This window comes from Pantoea sp. MT58 (genome assembly GCF_014495885.1).
GTDB classification, from domain to species: domain Bacteria; phylum Pseudomonadota; class Gammaproteobacteria; order Enterobacterales; family Enterobacteriaceae; genus Pantoea; species Pantoea eucalypti.
This window is the reverse complement of record NZ_CP061083.1, coordinates 1267847-1293585: the sequence shown is the minus strand read 5'-3', so window position 1 is coordinate 1293585 and position 25739 is coordinate 1267847. Positions and strand designations below refer to the sequence as shown.

The following is a 25739-nucleotide window of genomic DNA, read 5'->3' as shown; positions in this document are numbered from 1 at the left end:
TTTTAGTGTAGCGGGTAATCACACGCATGGATCGTGCGTTTAACAAACATATTTTGACAGGTATGACTCTTTTTTCCTTCCCCTTAGCAGGGGTATTTTCTTGATCCAGAACACACTTTTGCCCTTTTTGCGTTAATTTCCTCCACCTGAAGCCTTGATACGGAACAAAAGGTTCGTTTTTATGGATTGCAGATTTCAGTTTGTAATGGAGTGAAATACAGTGAGGGATTTACATCAGGGAGGTTGTCGTCGGGACGAGTCTGACAAGGGTCAGATAGTAAAAAAGCCCCTCGTTCTGTTCAAAGAATGAGAGGCTTATTTATAAGCGTTTGTTAAGGCAATGGCGCTGATGTTGAGTACAACACGTTAGCGCTATTACTCTTCGTCATCCAACAGCAACGCACCATCTGGATTGTTGCTCAGATTGTACGGATCATTAGTAGACTGCATGGCATTAAAGATAGCCAGCGCCAGCTCATTATCACTGTCAGGATTACGGCACAGCAGATACTGCGTATCCGGGAGAACCGGCAGACCTTCAGCCGCACCCATAACACGCAGTTCCGGGCTCATCATCTCGACCGGGCGCGCTGTTACGCCAAGACCCGCTTTCACTGCAGCTCGTACGGCAGCCAGAGTAGAAGCGACGTAAGAGATACGCCATGGGATACCGGCTTCATTGAGATGATCAATGGCCATATCACGGTAAGGACTTGGCTCATCCAGCAGCACCAATGGAATCGCTTCGCCGCGCTGGAAGATATAGTCCGCTGCGCAGTACCACAAGGTGGGTGAAGTACGCAGTACCTGATAGGTAAAGTTGCCCGGGCTGGACGTTGTCACCACCAGGTCAACTTCACCCTGATTGAGCATTTCCATCATGAATGGATTACGTTTAACCCGCACATCAATGGCCAGTTTCGGATAAACCGAGGTCACCCGGTTTAACAGGAACGGCAGAATAGTGTCAGAGGTGTCATCAGAGGCACCAATAGTCAGTACGCCCTGAATGTTGCTGTACATCAGAGATGTGCAGGCTTCGTCGTTAAAACGAAGAATTTTTCTGGCATAGCCTAAAAGCTGGATCCCATGCTCTGTTAAAAGCTTATTACGTCCATGTCTGGCAAACAGCTCTTTACCTACCAATTGCTCCAGACGCTGCATCTGCTGACTGACTGCTGACTGGGTTCTGCAGACCGCTGCAGCGGCGGCTGCAAAGGTATTCAAATCCGCAACGGCAACGAAAGTTCTCAGCAGATCGAGGTCGAGATTCAGTATCGGACGATTTGCATTAGTCATGTTTTTTCTTCACTTATAAGATTTTTACGAACTACTACCCTGGTGTTATTACAAGCTTATCAAAGTGATAAGCGGTAATGGTGCTTAATGACAGTCCTGTGTGAAGACTGACATAAAAAAAATTTTATGTGGAACCTGCACCGTTGACTCACCCGAAGGGAGCACGATGCTTTAAGACAGAGACAACTTCTTCTGTACCGATGGCGCTGGGGTGCGCAAATGCAGGAAGCTGTTTAGTTGTCTTATTCCCACCGGAATGAATCGGGCGGGATAAAAACTACACTTAGCGGGCTATCAAGGCGAAGCGGCTAAGTGCACTAAATAATAAATTATACTTAATCATTTTTGACTTCAAAATGGAAATGATTTTGTGAAAAGCGCTGTAAATTTTGTGACAAAGGCATTTCGTGACCCTTATGCCACATTATTGATCACTTTTTAAGCCTTCAACGTTCTGAAAGTTAGTGAGGAAGTGTTAAGTAGTGCTCACTATCCTGTATTTAAGGTGCCGAATGAAACGCCTTTTTTGGTACTTTTCCGGCGATCACAAGGCCTTAAACAGCACACTCTTAAGCAGTGTTAAGGCGTAAATAGTTCTCATGTTATAAAACTGGCCACAAAACGAACATTAATAAAATAAATTTTAACTATTCCTCAAAGTGTATATTTCAGCGGTAAAGAAAATATCTCTCCGTATTGAGTCCACAAACCTTTTTAAATTCCAGAGGCAGATGTTGGCTCGCTACGGTTTTGGGTGGATTAAAATTCTAAAAATTTCTTTATACATAGTTTTATTAACCACCCTCAGCGAGAGCTGTTACTTTTTACGCTACGCATTCTGCAAAAAGTTGTTGAACCCGCCAAAACGGGGCGGCACCCTTCTTTTGTGACCGTGAGGAGAGTACATTGTGCTGGTTCGATTTCTGTGGCAGCCACAAGGATTCTGCCCATCAAGGCGGTAACAATGACTTTTCAAATTGATAAATCCGGAAAACTCGATAACGTCTGCTATGACATCCGTGGACCGGTACTGAAAGAGGCTAAGCGCCTTGAAGAAGAAGGTAATAAAGTTCTCAAGCTGAACATTGGCAATCCGGCGCCGTTTGGTTTCGAAGCACCGGATGAGATCCTGGTTGATGTCATTCGTAACCTTCCCAGCGCTCAGGGTTATTGCGACTCCAAGGGCCTCTACTCCGCCCGTAAAGCAATCATGCAGCACTATCAGGCACGCGACATGCGCGATGTCACGGTAGAAGATATTTATATCGGTAACGGGGTATCAGAACTCATCGTGCAGGCGATGCAGGCGTTACTGAATAGCGGCGACGAAATGCTGGTGCCCGCGCCCGACTATCCCTTATGGACAGCCGCGGTTTCTCTCTCCAGCGGTAAAGCGGTGCACTATCTGTGTGATGAGTCTGCCGGCTGGTTCCCTGATCTGGATGATATCCGTAGCAAGATAACGCCTCGTACCCGTGGCATCGTGATCATCAACCCGAATAACCCTACCGGCGCGGTCTACAGTAAAGAACTGCTGTTAGAGGTGGTTGAAATTGCGCGTCAGCATAATCTGATCATTTTCGCCGACGAAATCTACGACAAGATCCTTTACGACGACGCCCAGCATCACTGCATTGCGGCCCTGGCGCCCGATCTGCTGACCGTGACGTTCAATGGCCTCTCCAAAACCTATCGCGTGGCCGGTTTCCGTCAGGGCTGGATGGTACTGAACGGGCCGAAGAAACATGCGAAAGGCTATATTGAAGGGCTGGAAATGCTCGCCTCAATGCGTCTGTGTGCCAACGTACCGGCGCAGCATGCGATTCAGACGGCACTGGGCGGCTATCAGAGCATCAGCGAATTTATCATGCCTGGTGGTCGTCTCTACGAGCAGCGCCAGCGTGCATGGGAGTTGATCAATGATATTCCTGGCGTCAGCTGTGTGAAGCCGCAGGGCGCGCTCTACATGTTCCCGAAAATCGATGCCAAAAAATTCAATATCTTCGACGATCAGAAGATGGTGCTGGATTTTCTGTTACAGGAAAAAGTGTTGCTGGTTCAGGGCAGTGCGTTCAACTGGCCGTGGCCCGATCATCTTCGCATCGTTACGCTGCCACGCGTCGATGATCTGGAGATGGCGATTAATAAATTTGGGCGTTTCCTGCAAGGCTATCGTCAGTAATCACGCCCGCGTATACTGACGTTATTTGGGGAGAGCCGGTCTCTCCCCTGCCTGCCAACAGGAACGCGCATGACACAAAGCCACTTCTTTGCTCACCTCTCCCGTCTTAAGCTGATTAATCGCTGGCCGCTGATGCGCAATGTGCGCACCGAAAATGTCTCGGAACACAGTCTGCAGGTCGCTATGGTGGCGCACGCCCTGGCGGTGATCAAAAATCTCAGGTTCAGCGGGTCGCTTAATGCCGATCGTATTGCCATGCTGGCGCTTTATCACGATGCCAGTGAAGTGCTTACCGGCGATTTACCGACACCGGTGAAGTATTACAACGCGCAGATCGCCCACGAATATAAGAAAATCGAAAAGATTGCTCAGCAAAAGCTGATTGAGATGCTGCCGGAAGAGTTTCAGGAAATCTATCGCCCGCTGATCGATGAGCATCTGCATAGCGAAGAGGAGCAGGCCGTTGTGAAACAGGCGGATGCGCTCTGTGCCTATGTTAAGTGTCTTGAAGAGTTGTCTGCCGGGAATAATGAATTTTTACTGGCGAAAGCACGGCTGGAAAAGACCCTGGCGCAGCGTCGTTCGCCGGAGATGGATTACTTCGTTGACGTGTTCATTCCGAGCTTCAGCCTGTCACTGGATGAAATCTCGCAGGATACGCCTCTTTAAGCCCGGCGAACTGGCCGCCGGGCGAACCCTTAAGCCTGCTGACTAAAGGTAAAACTGCCATCAGACTCGCGGGAAACTACCAGCGATGCCAGCGATTCGAGCTTAAGCGCCACGTCATCCAGCCGGGGTGTCTCCGCCGCAGGATTAATAGCAATCACCGTGCAGCCCGCATTCAGGCCGGATAAAATTCCGGCGGGAGCATCTTCTGCCACTACGCACGCTGTCGCCGCTAACCCCAGTTTCTCCGCACCCAGCAGGTAAGGATCGGGTTCAGGTTTACCTTTCGCCACCTGCTCAGCCGTAATGAACACGGCAGGCTTTGGTAACCCCGCGGCTTTGTGACGGGCATGAGCGACCGGCACCGAGCCTGAGGTGACAATTGCCCAGGGAATATTCAGTTCGTTCAGCCGGTTCAGCAACGCGACGGCACCGGGCAGCGCCTGCACACCGTCGGTGTCCGCCGCTTCAGCCTGCTCCAGCGCGGTAAACTCCGCCTGTATAGCCTCTTCCGACTGACCTGCCATAAAATGACGCAAAGAGGTGATCGCCTGTTTGCCATGGATAAAATCCAGGATCTCATCAGCGGCGATACCATGACGGGCACCCCACTGGCTCCAGGCTCGTTCAACCGCTGGCAGCGAATCCACCAGCGTGCCGTCTAAATCAAATAGAAAACCTCTGTAGGTCACGCGCTCCTCCTCTTCAGGCATTGATCACTTGTGCGATTTCATTTGCACTTAAATGGTACTGGCGCGGACAAGTCTGCCACAAAGCTAACATGCGTTGATACTTTTCCCACATTGGGGTCTGGGCATTGAAACCGTGAGTACCGGAATCGAAGTGGGTATACCGCCCTTCTGTATTCACCATAAAACGGACGTAGCCCAGCAGCCGCGCTTCAGTTGCCGCATCAAAGCCCAAAAAGGCGAGACGGCGCGCTTCAAGCTGACCTTTATCTTTGAGGTTCGACCAGGAAACATGGAGGGCATGATGCATCTCCATAATATCGATCACCGTCCGGCAGATCGCTTCGCTGAGTTCGCCAAACTCTTTGTCCAGCTCACGCATCTGCAGCGCATAGCCGCGTTCGATGATGGTCTGGTAACGGCGGAAGCGTTCAGCATTTTCAGGCTCAAGCATCGCCATGATTTTATACTGGTTAGTGAGAATCAAACGCTGTGCATGGGTCATTTCCATCATTGACTCCCGGTCAGAGACCGCTCAGTTAATCGACAATGGAGAAATGGTTGCACAGCGTTAACGACACGGAAACCGCCGTCTCGCCTTTCTTTGATTTGGCCGCAGGTTAGCGGTAATTATTTTACCGCCAGCCTGGGTTTGCCTAGAGATCGTCGAGGAAGGTGCGGTCGAGCTGTTTAAACGCCCGCTTAAGCAGATCGGCCAGTGCCTGATAAGTCGGCTTGCCTTCAACCGGTGCTATCGCCTGCCCGGCTTCTTCCAGTCGGGTACGCACCTCATGAAACCAGTTAAGCAGCGTTGGCGGCAGTGGCGTCACTGAACGCTTGCCCAGCCACCACAGTCCCTGCATCGGCAGGCTGCAGGCAAACAGCGCAGTCGCCACGGCCGGGCCTAACTGACCGCCCATCGCAATCTGCCAGGTCAGCGTAAAAATCGCCAGAGGTGGCATAAAACGAATGGCAAAACGGGTTGCCGATGAAACCCGGTTTTCCGGGAACACGGGGGCCAGGCGCTTATCAGCAGGCCAGGTCTTCATATAGTGTTGGCCGCGCTGAAACATCCGAAACCAATTGGTACTGCCAGATTCATTCGCCATGGCTCACCTCAACTAATACTGCAAAGATTAAAAAATAGTTATAAAGACACAACTTTACGTAACAACCTTCAATTATTTTTGTCTTTAAAGATGACTCCAGCTATTCTGACGCCGTTTTAACACCTCTCCGGAAGCGGAATGCGCCTTTGGGAAGAGGCCTGAGCCAAGTTTCGACAAGGCAATCTTAAAATTTTCGCGTAAGATTACCGAAATTTTTTGCGGAATCGCAGATTTCTGTCTACCGCATGATGTTTGTCATTAATCTACCAGCTTTCATGGGCTACGCTGATAGTCTGATTGCGTTTAATTTAGCCACTCTCAAAAAATAGGTACTTCCATGTCGAGTAAGTTAGTTCTGGTTCTGAACTGTGGCAGCTCTTCCCTTAAGTTTGCCATTCTTAACCCTGCCAGCGGTGAAGAGTTCCTGTCAGGCCTGGCGGAATGTTTCCATCTTCCTGAAGCCCGTATCAAATGGAAGCTGGAAGGCGAAAAACAGGAAGCGCCTCTGGGTGCTGGCGCAGCGCACAGCGAAGCGCTGAACTTTATCGTTAAATCCATTCTGGCACAAAAACCTGAGCTTTCGGCACAAATTGCTGCAATCGGCCATCGTATCGTTCATGGCGGCGAAAAACTGACGCAGTCAGTCATCATCACTGAAAAAGTCGTCCAGGGCATCAAAGACGCCTCCTCTTTCGCACCGCTGCACAATCCGGCTCATCTGATCGGTATTGATGAAGCGATGAAAAATTTCCCTCACCTGTCAGACAAGAATGTCGCGGTATTTGACACCGCTTTCCATCAGACAATGCCGGAAGAGTCTTATCTCTATGCGCTGCCGTACAAATTGTACAAAGAGCATGGCGTTCGTCGCTATGGCGCACATGGTACCAGCCACTTCTACGTGACTCACGAAGCGGCCAAAATGCTTAACAAGCCACTGGCGTCACTGAACATCATCACCTGTCACCTCGGCAACGGCGGTTCGGTCTCTGCGATTCGCAACGGCGAGTGCGTGGACACCTCAATGGGTCTGACCCCGCTTGAAGGCCTGGTGATGGGTACGCGCAGTGGCGACATCGACCCGGCGATAGTCTTCTTCCTCCACGATACGCTGGGTATGAGCGTTGATGCCATCAATAAACTGCTGACTAAAGAGTCTGGCCTGTTAGGTCTGACCGAAGTCACCAGCGACTGCCGCTACGTTGAAGATAACTACAGCACCAAAGAAGATGCGAAGCGTGCAATGGATGTCTTCTGTCATCGTCTGGCGAAATATATCGGCAGTTACACCGCGCTGATGGATGGCCGTCTTGACGCCGTCGTGTTTACTGGCGGCATCGGCGAAAACGCCGCGATGGTGCGTGAACTCTCACTGAAAAAACTGGCGCTGCTGGGCTTTGAAGTTGACCACGATCGCAACCTGGCCGCCCGTTTCGGCAAGTCTGGTTACATCAATAAAGAAGGCACTCGCCCGGCGCTGGTGATTCCGACCAACGAAGAACTGGTCATTGCCCAGGACGCCGCGCGGCTGACTGCGTAAAACACTTCTCTCCGTCAGCTCAGGCTGACGGAGTTGTTTTTGACACCCTGCCATTACTGAGAGGTTCAAACGTGTCACGTACAATTATGCTCATTCCGACCGGCACCAGCGTCGGCCTGACCAGCGTCAGCCTCGGCGTTATTCGCGCCATGGAGCGCAAAGGCGTCCGTCTCAGCGTCTTCAAGCCAATTGCTCAGCCGCGTAGCGGCGGCGATACGCCGGATCAAACCACCACGATTATCCGTAAGAACTCCTCGATTCCTGCCGCTGAACCGCTGCAGATGTCACGTGTGGAATCTCTGCTGGGATCGAACCAGCAGGATGTGCTGATGGAAGAGATCATCTCCCGTTACCATGCCAACACGCAGGATGCGGAAGTGGTTCTGGTTGAAGGGCTTGTGCCGACCCGTAAGCATCAGTTTGCCAACGCGCTGAACTACGAAATCGCCAAAACCCTGAACGCAGAAATCGTCTTCGTGATGGCGCTGGGCAATGACTCGCCGGCACAGTTGAAAGAGCGCATTGAACTGACTCAAAGCAGCTTCGGCGGTCAGAAGAACAAAAATATCACGGGCGTAATTATCAACAAACTCAACGCGCCGGTGGATGATCAGGGGCGTACCCGTCCTGACCTGTCAGAGATCTTTGATGACTCCTCAAAAGCGAGCATCGCCAACATCGATCCAAAGCAGCTGTTCTCAGACAGCCCGCTGCCGGTGCTGGGCTGCGTGCCGTGGAGCTTTGATCTGATTGCTACCCGCGCGATCGATATGTGCCGCCACCTGGATGCGCGTATCATCAATGAAGGTGAAATTCAGACCCGCCGGGTCAAATCCGTCACCTTCTGTGCGCGCAGTATCCCGCACATGCTCGAGCATTTCCGTCCTGGCTCACTGCTGGTGACTTCCGCAGACCGCCCTGATGTGCTGGTCGCCGCCTGTCTGGCCGCGATGAACGGCATTGAAATTGGTGCAATTCTGCTGACCGGTAACTATGAGATTGACGATCGCATTGCCCGTCTCTGCGACCGGGCTTTCCAGACCGGCCTGCCGGTGTTTATGGTGAAAACCAACACCTGGCAGACCTCCCTGAGCCTGCAGAGCTTTAATCTTGAAGTGCCTGCTGACGATACGCAGCGCATTGAGAAAGTGCAGGAATATGTGGCCAGCTACATTAATGCCGAGTGGATTGAGTCACTGACCGCCACCTCTGAGCGCAGCCGTCGCCTGTCACCTCCAGCCTTCCGCTACCAGCTGACTGAGCTCGCGCGTAAAGCGGGTAAACGTGTCGTGCTGCCAGAGGGTGATGAGCCGCGTACGGTTAAAGCGGCCTCTATCTGTGCTGAGCGCGGTATCGCCACCTGCGTCCTGTTAGGCAATCCGGATGAGATTCAGCGTGTCGCTGCGGCTCAGGGTGTCGTACTGGGCAAAGGTGTCGAAATTGTTGACCCGGAACAGGTACGTGAAAACTACGTGCCACGTCTGGTTGAGCTGCGTAAGAGCAAAGGCATGACCGAAGTGGTCGCTCAGGAGCAGCTGGAAGATAACGTGGTTCTCGGCACCATGATGCTGGAGAGCGGTGAAGTGGATGGTCTGGTTTCAGGCGCGGTTCACACCACCGCCAACACCATTCGTCCGCCACTGCAGTTGATCAAAACCGCGCCGAACAGCTCGCTGGTTTCATCCGTGTTCTTTATGCTGCTGCCGGAGCAGGTGCTGGTCTACGGTGACTGCGCCATTAACCCGGATCCCACCGCTGAGCAGCTGGCTGAGATTGCTATCCAGTCAGCGGATTCTGCCAGCGCCTTTGGTATCGATCCGCGTGTGGCGATGATCTCCTACTCTACCGGCACGTCAGGTGCAGGTAGCGATGTTGAGAAAGTGCGTGAAGCAACGCGCATTGCGCAGGAGAAACGTCCTGATCTGGTCATCGATGGTCCGCTGCAGTATGACGCCGCGATCATGGAAGATGTGGCGAAATCGAAAGCGCCAAATTCACAGGTTGCAGGTCGCGCTACCGTGTTTATCTTCCCGGATCTCAACACCGGTAACACCACCTACAAAGCGGTACAGCGTTCAGCCGATCTGATCTCAATCGGACCGATGCTGCAGGGTATGCGTAAGCCGGTCAACGATCTTTCGCGCGGTGCGCTGGTTGACGACATCGTCTATACCATCGCCCTGACGGCTATTCAGTCACAGCAGGCTGAAGGTTAAGCGTCTGGTAACAACGAAAAAGGCATGCCACGAGGCATGCCTTTTTTTTCGCCGGTAACCGGGCAGTCCACGTTAATGCGCGTCGGTCACTGGTATGAATGCGCCCGTTTTCAGGCCCGGTTATCACCGTTGCGGCTCATCCACAGAGAGAGCGCTTTCAGCGAATCGTCGGTAAATTCATCACAGCGTGCGGTGATCTCATCGGGCGTCATCCAGATAATCTCATCGACTTCCGATTCCTGCATGGCGAAAGGGCCATGTGACACACAACTGAACAGACCGCCCCAGACACGGCAATGCTGATCTTCGAAGTAGAATTTGCCATGCTCAGCAAACGGCACGGCGGCAATCCCTAACTCCTCTTCCGCTTCACGTCGCGCAGATTCCAGCATATCTTCACCGCTCTGCACCACGCCGCCCGCGGTTGCGTCCAGTTTGCCCGGCATAAAATCTTTTATCTCGGTGCGACGCTGTACCAGAATCTTACCCATACCGTCATGAACCACGATATAGGTGGCGCGGTGACGCAGGCACTGAGCACGCATCTGCGCGCGTGTCGCCTGAGCAACGACTTCATTCTCTTCGTTTACGATATCGACCCACTCAATGCCGTCACCCGCAGTTTGATCCACCATCCGTAACCCTTTCCTGTTTGGCGTACAGTTGCGTACGCAGTTTGCCACGTCGTTATTTTTATGTGGCGTAAGGTAATCACTTACGCCAGCATGAGCAAGCCCCGGCTGTTACCGATTTTTACCACTTTCTGCTAACCACAGCTGTACCGAGGCGCGTTGCCACTGAAACTCAGCATATTGCTGTAAGCGTGCAGGCAGAGGATCGCCATGCAGTACCAGCCGGTTAAGCATCACCGCCAGATCGGTATCTGCAATTGACCACTCGCCAAACAGGTTCTGCTGTCCGTCTGGCAGCAGACGTTCGACAGCCGTAACGAGTTTATCCACCGCCTGCTGCGCTGACGCGGTCAGCGGCGCAAAGCGTTCACCGGCAAACAGCACCTCTGTCGGACGCTCCTGACGAATCCACAGGAAGTCACTGCGCAGCCAGGCCTGAATCTCGCGCGCGCGAGCGCGCTTTTCGCGGTCGCGAGGATAGAGACGTTCAAATTCGGGTGCCGGAAAACGCTCTTCAAGATATTCGGTTATCGCCGAGGATTCGCTTAACAGAAAGTCATCAATCTGCAGGGTCGGAACCCGGCAGGTCAGCGACAACTCACGGTATGCCGCTGCGTATTGCTGATTCTGCGACAAATCGACGCGTTTCAGGTGGAACGGAATCCCTTTTTCGTTAAGGGCAACGTAGGCCGACATGGCGTAAGGACTGAAAAATGATGAATCTGACCACAGGGTGATGGGCGGATAATTCATCGGTTACCTCAATTGGCTGTCAGGATTGCATCATGTTTACCGATTTTTTTTTGCGAAGGCAACGCTGAGCTGATCCGATCTCTTCCTTCAGAAGAAGAAACCGCGACGCGACTCACTATAGAGTGGCTCCACTCTTCTATGCTGAAAGGTGCAAATAACAAAAACATCAAGGGAGCCGCAACATGCACATTCTTATTACCGGTGGCACGGGACTGATTGGCCGTCACCTGATTCCACGTATGCAGCAGTTGGGCCATCAGATCAGCGTGGTAACGCGCGACGTGGTCAGCGCGCGTGAAAAACTGGGCGAGAACGTCGCGCTCTGGTCAGGACTGGCGCAACAGTCGACACTGGATGACATCGATGCGGTGATTAATCTGGCGGGCGAACCGATCGCTGACAAACGCTGGACGGAGCCACACAAGCAGCAGCTCTGTGAAAGTCGCTGGCAGATAACCGAGCAGATCGCCTCACTGATCAACGCCAGCACTACGCCACCCGCCGTATTAATCTCAGGTTCGGCAACCGGCTTTTATGGCAATACCGGCGATCTGGTGCTGACCGAAGAGGATCAGGGGCAGGATGAGTTCACGCATCAGCTCTGCGCCCGCTGGGAGCAGCTGGCGCTCACGGCGGAAAGCGAACGCACCCGCGTTTGTCTGCTGCGAACTGGCGTGGTACTGGCGCCCGAGGGCGGCGCACTCAGCAAAATGAAGTTGCCGTTTAAGCTCGGCATCGGCGGGCCAATCGGCAGTGGTAAACAGTACATGCCGTGGATCCATATTGATGACATGCTCAACGCCATTATCTGGCTGCTGGACCATGATGACCTGAGAGGGCCGTTCAACATGGTCGCACCTTACGCGGTGCGTAATGAGCAGTTTGCCGCCACTCTGGGTCGGGTTATGCATCGTCCGGCCTTTATGCGTACGCCTGCCAGCGCCATTAAGCTGATGATGGGCGAATCGTCGGTTCTGGTGCTGGGAGGACAACATGTGCTGCCAAAGCGGCTGGAGGCATCAGGTTTTGGCTTCCGCTGGTACGATCTGCAGGAGGCATTGCAGGATGTGGTGAAGCATTAACCAGAAGCCCGCGCCCGGCCAGGCGCGGGCTCAGGCTTACTTCAGCGATCCCTTGAGGAACTGCTGTAAACGTGGACTTTTCGGGTTGCCAAACACCTCCGCAGGCGGCCCCTGCTCTTCGATTTTGCCCTGGTGCAGGAAAATCACATGGCTGGAGACGTGACGGGCAAATTCCATCTCATGCGTGACGACCACCATGGTTTTACCCTCTTCCGCCAGCTTCTGCATGATGCGCAGCACTTCGCCTACCAGTTCAGGATCCAGCGCCGACGTCGGCTCATCAAACAGCAACACTTCCGGCTCCATCGCCAGCGCGCGCGCAATCGACACACGCTGCTGCTGACCACCCGAGAGATGCACCGGATACTTCGCCTGCGCCCGCGCATCAATGCCGACTTTATCGAGATAGCGGATGGCGCGCTCACGCGCTTCCGCTTTACTCAGCCCCAGCACCTGAATCGGCGCTTCCATCACATTTTCCAGCACTGTCATGTGACTCCAGAGATTAAAGTGCTGGAACACCATGGTGAGGCTGGTGCGCAACGCGCGCAGTTGCTCTTTGTCAGCCACTTTAAGCTGACCATCTTTGTCGCGGACTAAGGTGATCTGCTGGTTGTTCACCATGATGCTGCCTTCACTCGGTTTTTCGAGGAAGTTGATGCAGCGTAAAAAGGTACTTTTCCCTGAACCGGACGATCCAATGATGCTGATCACATCGCCCGCTTTAGCAGTTAACGAGACCCCTTTCAGCACTTCATGTTCACCGTAACGCTTATGCAATTCGGTGACGCTTAATTTATTGTCAGCCATAGTTCTACTCAATGCGATGAAGAGGGTTTCACGTGGGCCAGCCAGCGGCGTTCCGCCAGGCGGAACAGGCTGATCAACACGTAAGAGATAATCAGGTATAACACAGCCGCAATGCCAAAGGCGGTAAACGGCTGGTAGGTCGCCGAGTTAATATCCCGCGCGATTTTCAGCAGATCCGGCACCGTGGCGGTGAAAGCCAGCGCCGTGGAGTGCAGCATCAGAATCACTTCGTTACTGTAGGCTGGCAGTGCCGTCCGCAGCGCCGAGGGCAGGATAATGCAGCGATAGAGTTTAAAGGTGGAGAAGCCATACGCCCGCGCCGCCTCAATCTCGCCGTGGGGCACCGAGCGAATGGCACCGGCAAAGATCTCTGTGGTGTAAGCACAGGTATTCAGGGTGAAGGCGAGTAACGTACAGTTCAGGCCACTGCGGAAAAATGCGTTCAGCAGTTCAGTGCCTTTCACAATCTCCAGCGTGTACATGCCGGAGTAGAACACCAGCAGCTGTACATAGAGCGGCGTGCCGCGAAACACGTAGGTAAAGAGCCAGACCGGAAAACTGATAAACCGGTTAGGCGAAACCCGCGCTATCGCCAGCAGGATGGCCAGACAGCCACCAACGGTCACCGAAAGGATCAGCAGCCACAGGGTGATAGCCACACCGGTAAAACGATAACCGTCGGTCCAGAGCAGCGATTTCCAGTATTCCTGAATAATCTCAATCATAACTCGCCCTCTTCACACCGACCGTATAGCGACGGTTCAGCCACCACAGCACGCCATTCGACAGCGTGGTGAACACCAGATAAATCACACCCGCCACAATAGCGAAGTAGAACGGCTGCCAGGTACTTTTCCCCGCCAGTTGCGTTGCCTTCACGACATCTTCCAGCCCCAGCAGCGAGACCAGCGCGGTGGCTTTCAGAATCACCTGCCAGTTGTTGCCGATGCCCGGCAGCGCATAGCGCATCATGGCCGGAAACAGAATGCGGCGGAACACCTGCGCGCTGGTAAAACCAAATGCAGTAGCCGCCTCTATCTGTCCCTGAGGCACAGCCATAAAAGCACCCCGGAAGGTTTCGGTGAAGTAGGCACCATAGATAAAGCCGAGCGTGATGATACCGGCCACCATCGGGTCGATATCAAACTGCGCCATACCCAGCGCATCGGTTACCTGGTTGAGGACAATCTGCAGACCGTAGAAGATCAGCAGCATCAGTACGAGGTCAGGCACGCCACGAATCAGCGTGGTGTAGCCTTCAAAAATCATCGCCAGCGGCCGGCTGCGCGACAGTTTCGCGCCTGCGCCAATCAGGCCCAGCAGCACGGCCAGTACGACAGAGGTGAGTGCCAGCTCCAGCGTCACCAGCGTGCCCCGAAGAATTACATCAGAATAGCCATACAGCATCGAAAGGTCCTGTCGTGGGGTGTAAACGAAACGCTGCCCGCAAGCGAGACGGGCAGTTTAGCTTTACCTCTCCGTTTCAGACGCTTTCCGTCATCACCGGGCCAGGTCCGGTTTCTGCCTCGGGCAGAACCGGCTCAGTCCCGGCAGAACGGAAACAGAAGGTAAAGCGACAGGATGGTTAGTCGCCGTACACATTGAAATCGAAGTATTTCTTCGCAATCTTGTCGTAGGTGCCATCTTTACGCATGTCAGCAAAGGCTTTGTCGATGGCGGCTTTCAGTTCGCTGTCATCTTTACGCAGTCCCATACCGGTGCCGACGCCAAAGATCTTGTCATCTTTGACGGCCGGACCGGCAAACGCGTAGTTTTTACCGACTGGCTGCTTCAGAAAACCTTCGCTGGCCTGCACTTCATCCTGGAAGGCCGCATCAATACGACCAGCATTCAGATCCTGATAAACCAGATCCTGATTAGCATAAGGGGTGACGTTAACCCCTTTAGGCCGCCAGTTCTGATTGGCATAGGTTTCCTGGGTTGTGCCCTGCAGCAGACCGATATTTTTGCCTTTCAGCGACTCAATGGTCGGTTGAATTTTCGATCCTTTCGGTGCGACTAAACGCGCATTAGCAGCGTAAAGCTTATCCGAGAAGGCGATCTCTTCCTGACGTTTTGCTGTGATGGAAAGTGAGGAGATGATGGCATCAATTTTTTTCGCTTTCAGCGACGGGATCAGCGCATCGAAGTCGCTTTCAACGTAGGTGCATTGGGTATGAATACGTTTACAGATTTCGTTAGCGAGGTCGATATCGAAGCCCACTAACTTGCCTTGCGCGTCTTTCGACTCAAACGGTGGGTAAGTTGGATCTGTGCCGATACGGATTGAACCCGGCACTGCCGCGAATACGCTGGCAGCACTGGATAAGCCCAGCATCAGGGAAAGAGCCAGAACACGCTTTTTCATAGATTACCCTCAAGTGAAGTGCTTTTTGTTATGTGGTTTGTGATGTGTTTGCGCAAATTAATTTGCATGTTTCATGCCAGTTCTGCAAGTTTTCCACGCAGTTAGCGTGATGTCAGACAGGCGAAAACGCTGTGTTTGTAGGGGGAATATAGCAGTGAAGTAAAAGAGAAAAAGCGACGTTGTTAACTTTTGGTGCATCAAATGCACGAAGAGTGATCCGAGGCGCGCTTATGCACTAAATAAGTGCGCCAGCGGAACTTTATGCACCCTGCCAGCGCGCGAAGAGATCTTCCGGTAATTCGATATCGAATTGATCAATAACCCGGTTGACGGTCTGGTCAATCAGCTGATCGATGGTTTCAGGCCGATGATAAAAAGCCGGCACTGGTGGCATTATTATGGCGCCCAGCTCGGCGGCGGTGGTCATCATGCGCAGGTGTCCAACGTGCAATGGCGTTTCACGTACGCACAATACCAGCTTACGCTGCTCTTTTAATATGACGTCAGCCGCACGGGTCAGCAGGGAGTCAGTGTAACTGTGGACGATGCCTGAAAGCGTTTTCATTGAGCAGGGTAAAATCGCCATGCCCAGGGTTTTAAACGACCCCGACGAGATATTTGCTGCAATATCGCGCACGTCATGCACCACATCGGCCAGCGCCTGCACGTCACGCAGCGAATAGTCGCTCTCCAGCCCCAGCGTCTGACGCGCCGCCTGGCTCATGACCAGATGCGTTTCTACTTCTTCCACCTGCTGCAACACCTGCAGCATGCGCACGCCATAGATCACCCCGCTTGCGCCGGAGATGCCAATGATGAGTCGTTTCATATTCCAACCTTATGTCAGCCAATGCACCATCATACGCGGCCAGCAGGTTTCTGAAAACAAACAGGGCGGGATTGCTCCCGCCCTGCTTTATGTTGACCACCCGCTGAGCATATCAGCCCTCGTTGTGCAGCTCGAGGTTTTCGACTTCGTTCTGGCGTTGAAGCGCTTTGGCGTCATCGTTGCGCAGCGATTCCAGATACTCCAGATACTGCTGATCGACATCTTTCGTCACGTAGATACCGTTGAACACCGAGCATTCAAACTGGGCGATGTCCGGGTTCTCTTCACGCACCGCTTCAATCAAATCGTCCAGGTCCTGGAAAATCAGCGCATCGGCTTTAATCAGCTGGCGAATCTCTTCCACTTCGCGGCCATGCGCAATCAGTTCCGTGGCGCTCGGCATATCAATGCCGTAGACGTTCGGGAAACGAATTTCCGGTGCAGCAGACGCCAGATAAACGCGTTTAGCGCCGGCTTCACGCGCCATCTCAATGATCTGCTCTGAGGTGGTGCCGCGCACGATAGAGTCATCCACCAGCAGGACATTTTTATCACGGAATTCGGCACGGTTAGCGTTGAGCTTGCGGCGAACCGCGCTGCGACGTAACTGCTGGCCCGGCATGATAAAAGTACGGCCAACGTAACGGTTTTTCACGAAGCCCTGACGATAAGGCTTGTCGAGAATACGGGCAATTTCCAGCGCAATATCGGTAGAGGTTTCCGGAATAGGAATCACCACGTCGATATCCAGATCTTCCCACTCGCGGGCAATTTTCTCGCCCAGCTTGGTGCCCATGCGGACACGGGCGCTGTAGACGGAGATTTTATCCAGGAAAGAGTCCGGACGGGCAAAATAGACATATTCGAACAGGCACGGATTGCTTTTCGGGTTTTCAGCACACTGGCGGGTAGAGAGCTGGCCCGCTTCAGTGACATAGACGGCTTCACCCGGTGCGACGTCACGGATGAACTCAAAGCCCAGCGTATCCAGCGCGACGCTCTCGGAGGCGACCATGTATTCGGTGCGACCATCAGCGATAACGCGCTTGCCCAGCACCAGCGGACGGATGCCATTAGGGTCACGGAAAGCAACCATGCCATGGCCGATAATCATCGAGACAACCGCGTAGGCGCCACGCACCTGCTGATGTACGGCAGCCACCGCGGCAAAAATGTTGTCGGCTTCCAGCGGATCATTTTGAAAACGATCTAACTCCTGCGCAAAGATATTCAGCAGGATTTCAGAATCTGAGGTGGTATTAACGTGACGGCGGCCCTTTTCAAACAGGTGCTTGCGCAGCACGTGGGCGTTGGTCAGGTTACCGTTATGCGCCAGGGTGATGCCGTATGGGGAGTTTACATAGAATGGCTGCGCTTCAGAGGCACTGGAGCTTCCCGCAGTGGGATAACGCGCGTGGCCAATCCCCATATTGCCCTGCAGACGCTGCATGTGGCGTGCTTCGAAAACGTCGCTGACCAGGCCATTTGCCTTTCGCAGGCGAAAACATTTCAGCGCATCAATCGTACAAATGCCTGCGGCATCCTGCCCGCGGTGCTGGAGCACCGTTAACGCGTCATAGATCGACTGGTTGACCGGCATGAAACCGGTGATACCGACAATACCGCACATGTTGTCATTTCCTCATTTAGCCGCACTCCCGGTCACATCACCGGGGTAAAAAACTCGACGTGCTTTTCAGGTAATCAAAAAACCACCTGATGATATAACTGAACTCGGGAATGAGTTGAGACTGTTGCCAGTCTGGACTTTTAGAAAAGCCAGTGAATGTATCAAGGAAGAACAGCAAAGCGGCTACGATCAGCACACCACGCAACGCCCCGAAACAGACGCCCAACACCCGGTCGGTTCCCGACAGGCCGGTTTTCTCCACCAGCGTGCCGATAACATAGTTCACAATGGCCCCTACAATCAGGGTAGCCACAAACAGCACACCAATGGCGATACCGTTACGAACCAGTTCGTCGTCAAAACCTGTAAACCAGACTGCAAGGTAGGCGTAGTAATGACTGGCGACAAAAAACGCGCATCCCCAGGTAACAAGAGATAAGGCTTCCCGGACAAACCCACGGACGAGGCTGACCAGAGCCGAAAAACCAACTACCGCAATAATGACGTAATCAATCCAGATCATGAACTCTTCCAGCGCCAGTGCAATTGCACCCCTGCATCCAGTTCGGGGCGCATTCTAACAGAAAAAGAAAACGTTTGCGTAGCGGTTTTCTTTTTCTGCATCCATAAAAAAGGCGATGAAAAAAAACGCAATCGCCTGGGTGATTCTCAGCCGGAAAGGCCGTTGAAAATATTCACTATTTCAGGCGTACCGCGCGACCTGAGCACGCTGTACGCCGGGAAAAAGACGCTGCCTGTTACTGCTATCGGCAGCGCCAATCGCCGGTTTAGCGGGCGCTGTACGGTTTCACAACACCGCCCAACCCTGAGATGCTTTTCAGCTCGCCAACGGCACTCTGCATTTTGGCTTTCGAGGCATCCGGCCCGACGTAAATGCGGGTAATCTGACCCTGAACGGGCGTTGAAGGCACAGTAAAGGCGCGATAGCCCGACAGCCGCAACTGCGCGACAATCTCATTCACTTTGCTGGCGTTTTTCAGCGCACCTAACTGCACCACATAAGCCTGCCCTGCCGGTGCGGTCGTCTCTGCTGCTTTTGGCGCCGCTTCCTGCTTCGGCTGTTCGACCGCTTTAGGCGGTTCTTCCGGCTTCGGCTTCGTCTGCTCCACCGCTTTAGGCTTCTGCTGTTCGACCGGTTTCTGCTTAGGCTGCTCAGTGACTTTAGTTTTCTGCTGCTCTGCCACTTTCGGTTTGGTCACCGTCTGTGCAGGCACAGACTGATGAACCGGCGGCGGCGAAACCACAGTCGGTTCGGTATCATCATCCGGCTCGGCACGCCCCTGCTCTGCCGTGACGCTGCTTTTGCTATTACCATTACTGCTGTTGACCGCATTGCCCGCGCCTTCAGGTGGCTGGGATGGCAGCGACTGGGTAACCGGTGGCACCATTTCACTGTCCTGCTGATCGTCAGGTTTCGGCACCAGCGGAATGGCTGCGAACTCTTCTTTGTAATGCTTTTTCTGACCATCCAGCAGCCCTGGCAGCACAATCACGCCAACGGCGACCAGAATAACGGTGCCGACTAAACGGTTTTGAAACTTACTTGCCACGTCCTTTCTCCGTTTCAATCGATTCCATGACCTGCGCAACGGTGTGGAATGAACCACAGACCAGCACAGTGTCCTGCGGCGCTGCCCGCTGGCGTGCCTGCTGCCAGGCGAGCTCAACCGAGCTAAAGGCTTCGCCCTGCGAGAGGCAATCCAGCAGTTGCTCAGCACTGGCGCCGCGCGGACCGTCAAGCGGTGCGCAGTACCAGGCATCGACCATGGGTGCCAGCGCCGTCAGCGTACCGGCAATATCTTTATCATGCAGCATGCCCACGACGGCATGCACTTTGCCGCGTTTCGGCAGCGTCGCCAGCTGTGACGCCAGATACGACGCTGCATGCGGATTATGGGCGACATCCAGAATCACGCGCGGTGATTCACTAATCGTCTGAAAACGCCCTGGCAGCATCGCCAGCGGCAGGCTGGCGCGAATCTGCGCCTCACTGACCTCAAGCCCTGAGACACGCAGCGCCACCAGTGCCGTCGCCGCGTTAGGTAACGGCACCTGGGGCAGTGGCAGATCGTTCAGCTCCCCCAGCGCATCACGCAGCGACCAGCTTTCGGCTTGGGCTTGCCATGACCAGTCACGGTTGCGCTGTAACAGCTCAGCACCTTTTTCCTGCGCGACCACCGCGATGCTGTGTGGCATATCGGGTTCACCGACGACTGCCGGTTTCCCCGCCCGGAACACACCCGCTTTCTCACGCCCGATACTTTCGCGATCCGGCCCAAGCCAGTCAGTATGATCCAGTGCAATGCTGGTGACTACGGCGACATCGGCATCCACGATGTTGGTGGCATCCAGCCGTCCGCCGAGGCCGACTTCGAGAATCACCACATCCAGCTGCGCCTGGCGGAACAGATTGAGCGCAGAGAGCGTGCCAAATTCGAAATAGGTCAGGGAGATATCCGCACGTCCGGCTTCAATCTCCGCAAAGCTGGCGCAGTGCTGCGCTTCACTCAGCTCCTCTCCCTGGACCCGAACACGCTCGGTGTAGCGCACCAGATGTGGCGAGCTGTAGACGCCAACGCGGTAGCCCGCGGCAATCAGCAGCGTTTCCAGGGTCCGACATGTCGTGCCTTTGCCATTAGTGCCGGCTACGGTAAAGACAAAGGGAGCGGGTTTCAGCAGGTCGAGACGAAGTGCTACCTGACGAATACGGTCCAGACCCAGTTCGATGGCCTGAGTATGCAGGTGCTCAAGATAATAAAGCCACGTGGCCAAAGGCGACGTGGCTTGAGGAAGGTGAAGATTGTCCATATGTCCCGTTTTGCTTATTTATACCTGGCAGACTGGTGCTGCGGTATACGGTGCATTGGTAAGAGGTGCTTTGGACGCACCTCTCTATCTCCTGTCAGGCCTCGTTGCTTTCCGATTCAGTCGTCGCAGGAGCGGACTGTTCACCGTCATGCAGCGGTGCCGGCAGGTTCATCATTTTTGCCAGCAGGCTTGCCAGTTTGTAACGCATTTCCGGACGACGAATGATCATATCGATCGCGCCCTTCTCAATCAGGAACTCACTGCGCTGGAAGCCTGGCGGCAGTTTTTCGCGCACGGTCTGTTCGATCACGCGTGGACCGGCAAAGCCGATCAGCGCTTTAGGTTCCGCGATATTGAGGTCACCCAGCATCGCAAAACTGGCCGAAACGCCACCCATCGTCGGGTCAGTCAGCACAGAAATATATGGCAGACCGCGCTCGCGCATTTTGGCCAGTGCCGCACTGGTTTTCGCCATCTGCATCAGCGACTGCAGCGCTTCCTGCATACGGGCACCACCACTGGCGGAGAAGCAGATCAGCGGACAGTTATCTTCTAACGCCTGCTCAACCGCACGCACAAAGCGCGCACCAACCACAGAACCCATTGAACCGCCCATAAAGGCAAATTCAAAGGCTGCCGCAACAACCGGCATGCTGTGCAGCTGACCTTTCATGACAACCAGCGCATCTTTCTCGCCGGTGTCTTTCTGGGCCGCTACCAGACGGTCTTTATACTTTTTGGAGTCACGGAACTTGAGCAGATCTTTAGGTTCAAGTTCACTGCCCAGCTCAACCATAGTGCCCTGATCGAGGACACTGCCGAGGCGCTCACGGGCATGCATACGCATGTGATGGTCACACTTCGGGCAGACCTCAAGATTACGCTCCAGCTCGGCGCGGTAGAGAACCTGACCACAGCTGTCACACTTGGTCCAGACCCCTTCCGGGATACTGGCTTTGCGCACAGGCGTTCCGGTGCTTTTATTAAGAATGCGTTCAATCCAGCTCATTGATGACCTTTCTGTTTAAAACTGACCTGGTCCAGTCGTCTTGATACTGCTGAAAACCGCTTCAGCAGACGGTAAATGTCGCTCATTAAACCACAACCTGTTCAGACTGTGGATAAAAATCTGGTCTTACCCCTGAGCGAAGCCTTATGGCAGCTTCTGCTGCTTAGCCTGACGGCGATGACGCCAGACTTCAATCACACCCGGCAGAATCGACACCAGGATAATGCCGACAATCAGCAGCTTCAGGTTTTCCTGCACCACCGGCAGATCGCCAAACAGGTAGCCGGCGTAGGAGAACAGCAGCACCCATAGCAGCGCACCCGTCACGTTGAACAGTGCGAAGTGGCGATAGGACATATGGCCCATACCCGCAACAAACGGCGCGAACGTCCGGACGATGGGCACAAAGCGCGCAAGGATAATGGTTTTTCCGCCATGACGGGCATAAAACGCATGGGTTTTATCCAGATGGCTGCGACGGAAAATCTTCGAGTTCGGGTTACTGAACAACCGTTCGCCAAACAGGCGGCCAATGGTGTAGTTCACCGCATCGCCCAGAACCGCCGCCACCACTAACAATGCCACCATAATGTGCACATTGAGATCGTTACCTGGCAGCGCGGCCAGTGCGCCCGCCACAAACAGCAGCGAATCACCCGGCAGGAATGGCGTGACCACCAGTCCGGTTTCGCAGAACAAAATCAGGAACAAAATAGCGTAAATCCAGATACCGTACTGTGCAACCAGTTCAGCAAGATGCACATCGATGTGCAGAATAAAATCGACCAGAAAATGGATAAACTCCATAGCGCGCCCTTTTAAGTCCTGAAAGTAAATTAATCCGCGAGGAACAACGGTCCCATCGACGGTTGTGGTAACGCAAAGTGGGATGGGTAATCCACCGCCACCAGATACAATCCCTCTGCCCGGGCTGTGGCTGCCGCCAGTGTCCGATCTTTCGCTGCCAGCAGCGTGGCCATCCATGACTCAGGCTTATTGCCGCAGCCTATCTCCATCAGACTGCCCACGATATTGCGCACCATGTGATGGACAAAAGCGTTGGCTTTGATATCCACAATCACGTAAGGGCCCTGACGCGTGACGTTAAGATGAATCACGTTGCGCCACGGGGTACGCGACTGGCACTGCACGGCGCGAAATGAGGTGAAATCATTTTCGCCTAACAAACATTGCCCGGCGCGCTGCATCTTCTCCGCATCCAGAGGATGGTAGAAGTGCGTGACGCCCTGCGCCAGCACCGCCGGACGCAGACGCTGATTGTAGATCAGGTAGCGATAGCGTCGGGCCGTAGCGCTGAAGCGGGCATGAAACTCATCCGGCACCGCTTTCACCCAGCGCACCGCAATATCCGGCGGCAGATTAGCGTTGACGCCCAGCGTCCAGGCACCATCAGGTCGTTGTGATGTCGTCTCGAAATGGACCACCTGCCCCGTTCCGTGCACGCCGGCATCGGTGCGGCCCGCGCAAAAAATGCTGACCGGGTGATCCGCGACCTTCGACAGCGCGCGCTCTACCTTCTCCTGCACGCTGCGGACTTCATTCTGACGTTGCCAGCCGTAGTAACGACTGCCGTCATACTCGATGCCGAGCGCCAGTTTTTGCGTCTGACCATCGGACATGGTTACAGATACTCCTGAACCAGTTTCTCGGCAGTTTTCACCGCCATCAGCGCGCCGCCAAAACGAATATTGTCCGCCACTGACCAGAACTGCAGTAACTCCGGAATACCGTAGTCGTTACGTACCGCGCCGATACTCAGTTCGCCGTTGCCTGAGGCATCCGTAACCGGCGTTGGCACTTCATCCTCTTCGCTCAGACGAATATCTGACGCCAGCGCCAGCTCGGCACGCGCTTCTTCCGCAGAGAGCGGGCGCAGGTTTTCGATATGCACAATCTGCGCATTACCGTAGAACACCGGTGCCTGTACGCTGCTGACCGCAATCGGTAAGCCTTCGTCCTGTAATACCTTACGTACCTGATCAATCAGGCGACGTTCACTTTCCACGCTGCCTTCTGCATCGGCCTGTTGGGGCATCAGGTTAAACGCCAGCTGACGACCAAAATGGTGTTCATCGGCTGGAATACCATTCAGCAGGCGGGCACTTTCCCCGGCCAGCGCATCCACCGCCACTTTGCCGTAGCTGGAGACCGAGATCAGGTTCGTCACCTGTAAACGGCTCAGTCCGGCTGCATCCACCAGCGGTTTAATTGCGGTCAGCAGCTGGCTCACCAGATTATCTGCCACGCTGATGATGTTGCGATTACGATAATCAGCCAGCACCTGCGGGTTCACATCCGGCACCACCAGCGGCACATCAGGTTCCAGCGCAAACAGCTCGCTGCTGTCGATCACCAGACAACCGGCGTTTGCCGCTTCATCGGCAAAGCGCGCCGAAGCGTCACGTCCCGCCACGAAAAAGGCCAGCTGCGCCTGTGACCAGTCGAATGTCTCTGCATTGTCGACCCGCACCGAGCGGCCCTCGTAACGCTTGATTTCGCCTGCGCTGTTTTCGCTGGCCAGCAAATATAATTCACCAACCGGGAACTGGCGTTCCGCCAGCAGTTCCAGTACAGCGTTCCCTACTGCGCCTGTCGCGCCAAGTAGCGCAATATTCCAGCCGTCAGACATGTTGGTTTACTCCAGACAATGACATAAAAACAGAAGGCGGTGATATTCACCGCCCAGGGATTCAGATTTATCCCCATCGTCTTTCACGTTGCATCTTTGCTGGCTGCGTTCACTCAACCGAATCACTTACCTGAGTAAGCTCATCGGGACTCGTGCTCTTGCCGCCGCAATGCAACCCGAAATCCATGGGGTATCTCCCCCCGGAACCCGCCGTCATGCAGTCATGCCAGCAGTACGCATCGCTTCCGTCAACTGACTGATTCAGTGCGGAAACTGCGCCGGGGCGACTGACCTGCAGCGCCCGTTATTTCGGGGAGATGATTGCGTTAAAGCCCAGCTGGTTTAGCTTCTCAGCCGTTGTGGCGTCATCACAGTTCACCTGCAGCGACGACCATTCGCGGCGCTCCAGATACTGCTTGCGCAGGCGATCAAATTCGCCCGGTTTGGCCGCCACTTTACGCAGGGGGGCATCATCGCGGCGCACATCATACACCAGATGCGCCAGGCGTTTCAGCGTTGGCTGATCCAGCGGGCCATTCAGGGTGATTTCACTGAATTCCGGCACCGGCAGTAAAGTGCTGAGCGGCACCTGCTGCGGCTGACCAATAAAATCGCACCAGGCTTCAAATACCTGCGTGGTGCCGCGTGCTTTACCTTCCAGGGTGTAGCCCGCAATGTGCGGCGTGGCGATATCAACTTTATCCAGTAACGCCAGTGAGAGATCCGGCTCCGGCTCCCAGACATCCAGTACAACGCTGAGATCCGGCCGCATTTTCAACACCTCCAGCAGCGCGCTGTTATCCACCACCGGACCGCGACAGGCATTGATCAGAATGGTGTTGGGCTTCAGCGCCATCAGCAGCGCCGCATCCGCCAGATGCCAGCTTTTATAGGGACCGTCTTTAAACAGCGGGGTGTGGAAAGTCAGAATATCAGCCTGTGCGGTGACGGCTTCCAGCGACAGGAAATCGCCCTCGTCACCCCGATCGGCGCGTGGTGGATCGCACAGCAGGGTTTTGATGCCCCAGGCCTCCAGACGCTTTTGCAGACGCCCGCCAACGTTACCGACACCGACGATGCCGACCGTGCGGTCACGCAGCTCAAAGCCGTCACGCTCCGCCAGCAGCAGCAGCGCAGAGAAAACATATTCCACCACGGCAATGGCGTTACAACCCGGAGCGGCAGAGAACGCAATGCCCGCCTGCTGCAGCCAGTTCTCGTCGATATGATCGGTGCCCGCCGTGGCGGTTCCGACAAACTTTACCGGCTTTCCTGCCAGCAGTGACTCATTCACCTGGGTGACTGAGCGCACCATCAGACCATCGGCATCGGCCAGTTCTGCCACCGGCAGCGGACGTCCCGGCACCGCGACAACATCGCCGGTACGACTGAATAACTCACGGGCGTAGGGCATATTTTCATCGACCAGAATTTTCACTACGGCTT

Annotated in this window: 25 protein-coding genes; 5 read left to right on the top strand and 20 right to left on the bottom strand. The window is 54.3% G+C overall.

All coding sequences use genetic code 11. The features are described 5' to 3' along the window. Positions 1–375 precede the first annotated feature (375 nt). On the bottom strand, positions 376–1299 hold the full coding sequence (lrhA, locus tag IAI47_RS06355) for a transcriptional regulator LrhA (RefSeq protein ID WP_003854247.1): 924 nt from the start codon (positions 1297–1299) through the stop codon (positions 376–378). 964 nt (positions 1300–2263) lie between these two features. Between lrhA and IAI47_RS06350 the strand changes: the two genes are divergently transcribed. After that, positions 2264–3481, top strand: a complete 1218-nt coding sequence (locus tag IAI47_RS06350) for a pyridoxal phosphate-dependent aminotransferase (RefSeq protein ID WP_003854248.1) — start codon at positions 2264–2266, stop codon at positions 3479–3481. A gap of 69 nt (positions 3482–3550) precedes the next feature. Beyond that, positions 3551–4150: a 5'-deoxynucleotidase gene (yfbR, locus tag IAI47_RS06345; protein ID WP_003854249.1), complete on the top strand. Its 600-nt coding sequence runs from the start codon at positions 3551–3553 to the stop codon at positions 4148–4150. A gap of 29 nt (positions 4151–4179) precedes the next feature. Here the strand turns inward: yfbR and IAI47_RS06340 are convergent, their stop codons facing one another. The 3 genes from IAI47_RS06340 to yfbV form a co-directional block, all read right to left on the bottom strand. Continuing rightward, positions 4180–4839, bottom strand: coding sequence for a sugar phosphatase (locus tag IAI47_RS06340; RefSeq protein WP_003854250.1), 660 nt, complete (start codon positions 4837–4839; stop codon positions 4180–4182). 13 nt (positions 4840–4852) lie between these two features. Beyond that, positions 4853–5347, bottom strand: a complete 495-nt coding sequence (locus IAI47_RS06335) for a YfbU family protein (protein WP_003854251.1) — start codon at positions 5345–5347, stop codon at positions 4853–4855. A gap of 145 nt (positions 5348–5492) precedes the next feature. Beyond that, positions 5493–5945 (bottom strand): terminus macrodomain insulation protein YfbV, encoded by a 453-nt coding sequence (yfbV, locus tag IAI47_RS06330; RefSeq protein WP_008926473.1) that lies wholly within the window; start codon positions 5943–5945, stop codon positions 5493–5495. Between the two features lie 337 nt (positions 5946–6282). On the opposite strand from yfbV, the gene ackA reads away from it, so the two are divergent. Both ackA and pta read left to right on the top strand, forming a co-directional pair. Next, on the top strand, positions 6283–7485 hold the full coding sequence (gene ackA / locus IAI47_RS06325; protein ID WP_008926474.1) for an acetate kinase: 1203 nt from the start codon (positions 6283–6285) through the stop codon (positions 7483–7485). A gap of 86 nt (positions 7486–7571) precedes the next feature. Beyond that, on the top strand, positions 7572–9701 hold the full coding sequence (gene pta, locus IAI47_RS06320; protein WP_033743374.1) for a phosphate acetyltransferase: 2130 nt from the start codon (positions 7572–7574) through the stop codon (positions 9699–9701). A gap of 110 nt (positions 9702–9811) precedes the next feature. On the opposite strand, the gene yfcD is transcribed toward pta, so the two are convergent. Together yfcD and yfcF are read right to left on the bottom strand one after the other, a co-directional pair. Then, positions 9812–10336: an NUDIX hydrolase YfcD gene (gene yfcD / locus IAI47_RS06315; protein WP_003854255.1), complete on the bottom strand. Its 525-nt coding sequence runs from the start codon at positions 10334–10336 to the stop codon at positions 9812–9814. A gap of 108 nt (positions 10337–10444) precedes the next feature. Continuing rightward, positions 10445–11086, bottom strand: coding sequence for a glutathione transferase (gene yfcF / locus IAI47_RS06310; protein ID WP_008926475.1), 642 nt, complete (start codon positions 11084–11086; stop codon positions 10445–10447). Between the two features lie 182 nt (positions 11087–11268). On the opposite strand from yfcF, the gene IAI47_RS06305 reads away from it, so the two are divergent. Continuing rightward, positions 11269–12168 (top strand): TIGR01777 family oxidoreductase, encoded by a 900-nt coding sequence (locus IAI47_RS06305; RefSeq protein WP_008926476.1) that lies wholly within the window; start codon positions 11269–11271, stop codon positions 12166–12168. Between the two features lie 36 nt (positions 12169–12204). Here the strand turns inward: IAI47_RS06305 and hisP are convergent, their stop codons facing one another. The 14 genes from hisP to pdxB all read right to left on the bottom strand — a co-directional run bounded on the left by hisP (position 12205) and on the right by pdxB (position 25731). After that, a complete protein-coding gene (gene hisP, locus IAI47_RS06300; RefSeq protein ID WP_003854258.1) occupies positions 12205–12978 on the bottom strand; it encodes a histidine ABC transporter ATP-binding protein HisP in 774 nt (257 codons plus the stop codon). Positions 12979–12986: 8 nt separating this feature from the next. Then, a complete protein-coding gene (locus tag IAI47_RS06295; RefSeq protein ID WP_003854259.1) occupies positions 12987–13703 on the bottom strand; it encodes an ABC transporter permease in 717 nt (238 codons plus the stop codon). Beyond that, on the bottom strand, positions 13696–14385 hold the full coding sequence (locus tag IAI47_RS06290) for a histidine ABC transporter permease HisQ (RefSeq protein ID WP_003854260.1): 690 nt from the start codon (positions 14383–14385) through the stop codon (positions 13696–13698). Before IAI47_RS06290 ends, IAI47_RS06295 begins: the two co-directional genes overlap by 8 nt. Before the next feature lie 178 nt (positions 14386–14563). Continuing rightward, positions 14564–15346 carry a lysine/arginine/ornithine ABC transporter substrate-binding protein ArgT gene (gene argT / locus IAI47_RS06285; protein ID WP_003854262.1) on the bottom strand — a complete coding sequence of 261 codons (783 nt, stop codon included), beginning with the start codon at positions 15344–15346 and terminating at the stop codon, positions 14564–14566. A gap of 259 nt (positions 15347–15605) precedes the next feature. After that, positions 15606–16175, bottom strand: a complete 570-nt coding sequence (locus IAI47_RS06280) for a UbiX family flavin prenyltransferase (protein ID WP_008926477.1) — start codon at positions 16173–16175, stop codon at positions 15606–15608. A 112-nt stretch (positions 16176–16287) separates the two neighbouring features. Then, on the bottom strand, positions 16288–17805 hold the full coding sequence (gene purF / locus IAI47_RS06275) for an amidophosphoribosyltransferase (RefSeq protein ID WP_003854264.1): 1518 nt from the start codon (positions 17803–17805) through the stop codon (positions 16288–16290). Positions 17806–17842: 37 nt separating this feature from the next. Next, positions 17843–18328 carry a colicin V production protein gene (gene cvpA, locus IAI47_RS06270; RefSeq protein WP_003854265.1) on the bottom strand — a complete coding sequence of 162 codons (486 nt, stop codon included), beginning with the start codon at positions 18326–18328 and terminating at the stop codon, positions 17843–17845. Positions 18329–18593: 265 nt separating this feature from the next. Further along, positions 18594–19376, bottom strand: coding sequence for a cell division protein DedD (dedD, locus tag IAI47_RS06265; protein WP_003854266.1), 783 nt, complete (start codon positions 19374–19376; stop codon positions 18594–18596). Further along, on the bottom strand, positions 19366–20634 hold the full coding sequence (gene folC / locus IAI47_RS06260) for a bifunctional tetrahydrofolate synthase/dihydrofolate synthase (RefSeq protein ID WP_008926478.1): 1269 nt from the start codon (positions 20632–20634) through the stop codon (positions 19366–19368). The genes dedD and folC overlap by 11 nt, the downstream gene beginning before the upstream one ends. 94 nt (positions 20635–20728) lie before the next feature. Continuing rightward, positions 20729–21643 (bottom strand): acetyl-CoA carboxylase, carboxyltransferase subunit beta, encoded by a 915-nt coding sequence (accD, locus tag IAI47_RS06255; RefSeq protein ID WP_008926479.1) that lies wholly within the window; start codon positions 21641–21643, stop codon positions 20729–20731. 144 nt (positions 21644–21787) lie between these two features. Continuing rightward, a complete protein-coding gene (locus tag IAI47_RS06250; RefSeq protein WP_008926480.1) occupies positions 21788–22450 on the bottom strand; it encodes a DedA family protein in 663 nt (220 codons plus the stop codon). 29 nt (positions 22451–22479) lie between these two features. Next, positions 22480–23283, bottom strand: a complete 804-nt coding sequence (gene truA, locus IAI47_RS06245; RefSeq protein WP_008926481.1) for a tRNA pseudouridine(38-40) synthase TruA — start codon at positions 23281–23283, stop codon at positions 22480–22482. Positions 23284–23285: 2 nt separating this feature from the next. After that, positions 23286–24293 carry an aspartate-semialdehyde dehydrogenase gene (locus IAI47_RS06240; protein ID WP_003854270.1) on the bottom strand — a complete coding sequence of 336 codons (1008 nt, stop codon included), beginning with the start codon at positions 24291–24293 and terminating at the stop codon, positions 23286–23288. Positions 24294–24597: 304 nt separating this feature from the next. Then, the gene (gene pdxB / locus IAI47_RS06235) at positions 24598–25731 is read right to left on the bottom strand and encodes a 4-phosphoerythronate dehydrogenase PdxB (RefSeq protein ID WP_008926482.1); all 1134 of its coding nucleotides are present in this window, start codon (positions 25729–25731) and stop codon (positions 24598–24600) included. Positions 25732–25739 lie beyond the last annotated feature (8 nt).

What these genes read in the sequence shown, in the direction of transcription:
- accD (WP_008926479.1), bottom strand. Translation starts at nt 21,643, where the DNA reads ATGAGCTGGATTGAACGCATTCTTAATAAAAGCACCGGAACGCCTGTG.
- IAI47_RS06350 (WP_003854248.1), top strand. Translation starts at nt 2,264, where the DNA reads ATGACTTTTCAAATTGATAAATCCGGAAAACTCGATAACGTCTGCTAT.
- IAI47_RS06305 (WP_008926476.1), top strand. Translation starts at nt 11,269, where the DNA reads ATGCACATTCTTATTACCGGTGGCACGGGACTGATTGGCCGTCACCTG.
- yfcD (WP_003854255.1), bottom strand. Translation starts at nt 10,336, where the DNA reads ATGGTGGATCAAACTGCGGGTGACGGCATTGAGTGGGTCGATATCGTA.
- hisP (WP_003854258.1), bottom strand. Translation starts at nt 12,978, where the DNA reads ATGGCTGACAATAAATTAAGCGTCACCGAATTGCATAAGCGTTACGGT.
- IAI47_RS06250 (WP_008926480.1), bottom strand. Translation starts at nt 22,450, where the DNA reads ATGGAGTTTATCCATTTTCTGGTCGATTTTATTCTGCACATCGATGTG.
- lrhA (WP_003854247.1), bottom strand. Translation starts at nt 1,299, where the DNA reads ATGACTAATGCAAATCGTCCGATACTGAATCTCGACCTCGATCTGCTG.
- yfbR (WP_003854249.1), top strand. Translation starts at nt 3,551, where the DNA reads ATGACACAAAGCCACTTCTTTGCTCACCTCTCCCGTCTTAAGCTGATT.
- purF (WP_003854264.1), bottom strand. Translation starts at nt 17,805, where the DNA reads ATGTGCGGTATTGTCGGTATCACCGGTTTCATGCCGGTCAACCAGTCG.
- folC (WP_008926478.1), bottom strand. Translation starts at nt 20,634, where the DNA reads ATGGACAATCTTCACCTTCCTCAAGCCACGTCGCCTTTGGCCACGTGG.
- IAI47_RS06290 (WP_003854260.1), bottom strand. Translation starts at nt 14,385, where the DNA reads ATGCTGTATGGCTATTCTGATGTAATTCTTCGGGGCACGCTGGTGACG.
- IAI47_RS06280 (WP_008926477.1), bottom strand. Translation starts at nt 16,175, where the DNA reads ATGAAACGACTCATCATTGGCATCTCCGGCGCAAGCGGGGTGATCTAT.
- ackA (WP_008926474.1), top strand. Translation starts at nt 6,283, where the DNA reads ATGTCGAGTAAGTTAGTTCTGGTTCTGAACTGTGGCAGCTCTTCCCTT.
- pta (WP_033743374.1), top strand. Translation starts at nt 7,572, where the DNA reads ATGCTCATTCCGACCGGCACCAGCGTCGGCCTGACCAGCGTCAGCCTC.
- yfcF (WP_008926475.1), bottom strand. Translation starts at nt 11,086, where the DNA reads ATGAATTATCCGCCCATCACCCTGTGGTCAGATTCATCATTTTTCAGT.
- truA (WP_008926481.1), bottom strand. Translation starts at nt 23,283, where the DNA reads ATGTCCGATGGTCAGACGCAAAAACTGGCGCTCGGCATCGAGTATGAC.
- argT (WP_003854262.1), bottom strand. Translation starts at nt 15,346, where the DNA reads ATGAAAAAGCGTGTTCTGGCTCTTTCCCTGATGCTGGGCTTATCCAGT.
- IAI47_RS06295 (WP_003854259.1), bottom strand. Translation starts at nt 13,703, where the DNA reads ATGATTGAGATTATTCAGGAATACTGGAAATCGCTGCTCTGGACCGAC.
- cvpA (WP_003854265.1), bottom strand. Translation starts at nt 18,328, where the DNA reads ATGATCTGGATTGATTACGTCATTATTGCGGTAGTTGGTTTTTCGGCT.
- IAI47_RS06240 (WP_003854270.1), bottom strand. Translation starts at nt 24,293, where the DNA reads ATGTCTGACGGCTGGAATATTGCGCTACTTGGCGCGACAGGCGCAGTA.
- IAI47_RS06335 (WP_003854251.1), bottom strand. Translation starts at nt 5,347, where the DNA reads ATGGAAATGACCCATGCACAGCGTTTGATTCTCACTAACCAGTATAAA.
- yfbV (WP_008926473.1), bottom strand. Translation starts at nt 5,945, where the DNA reads ATGGCGAATGAATCTGGCAGTACCAATTGGTTTCGGATGTTTCAGCGC.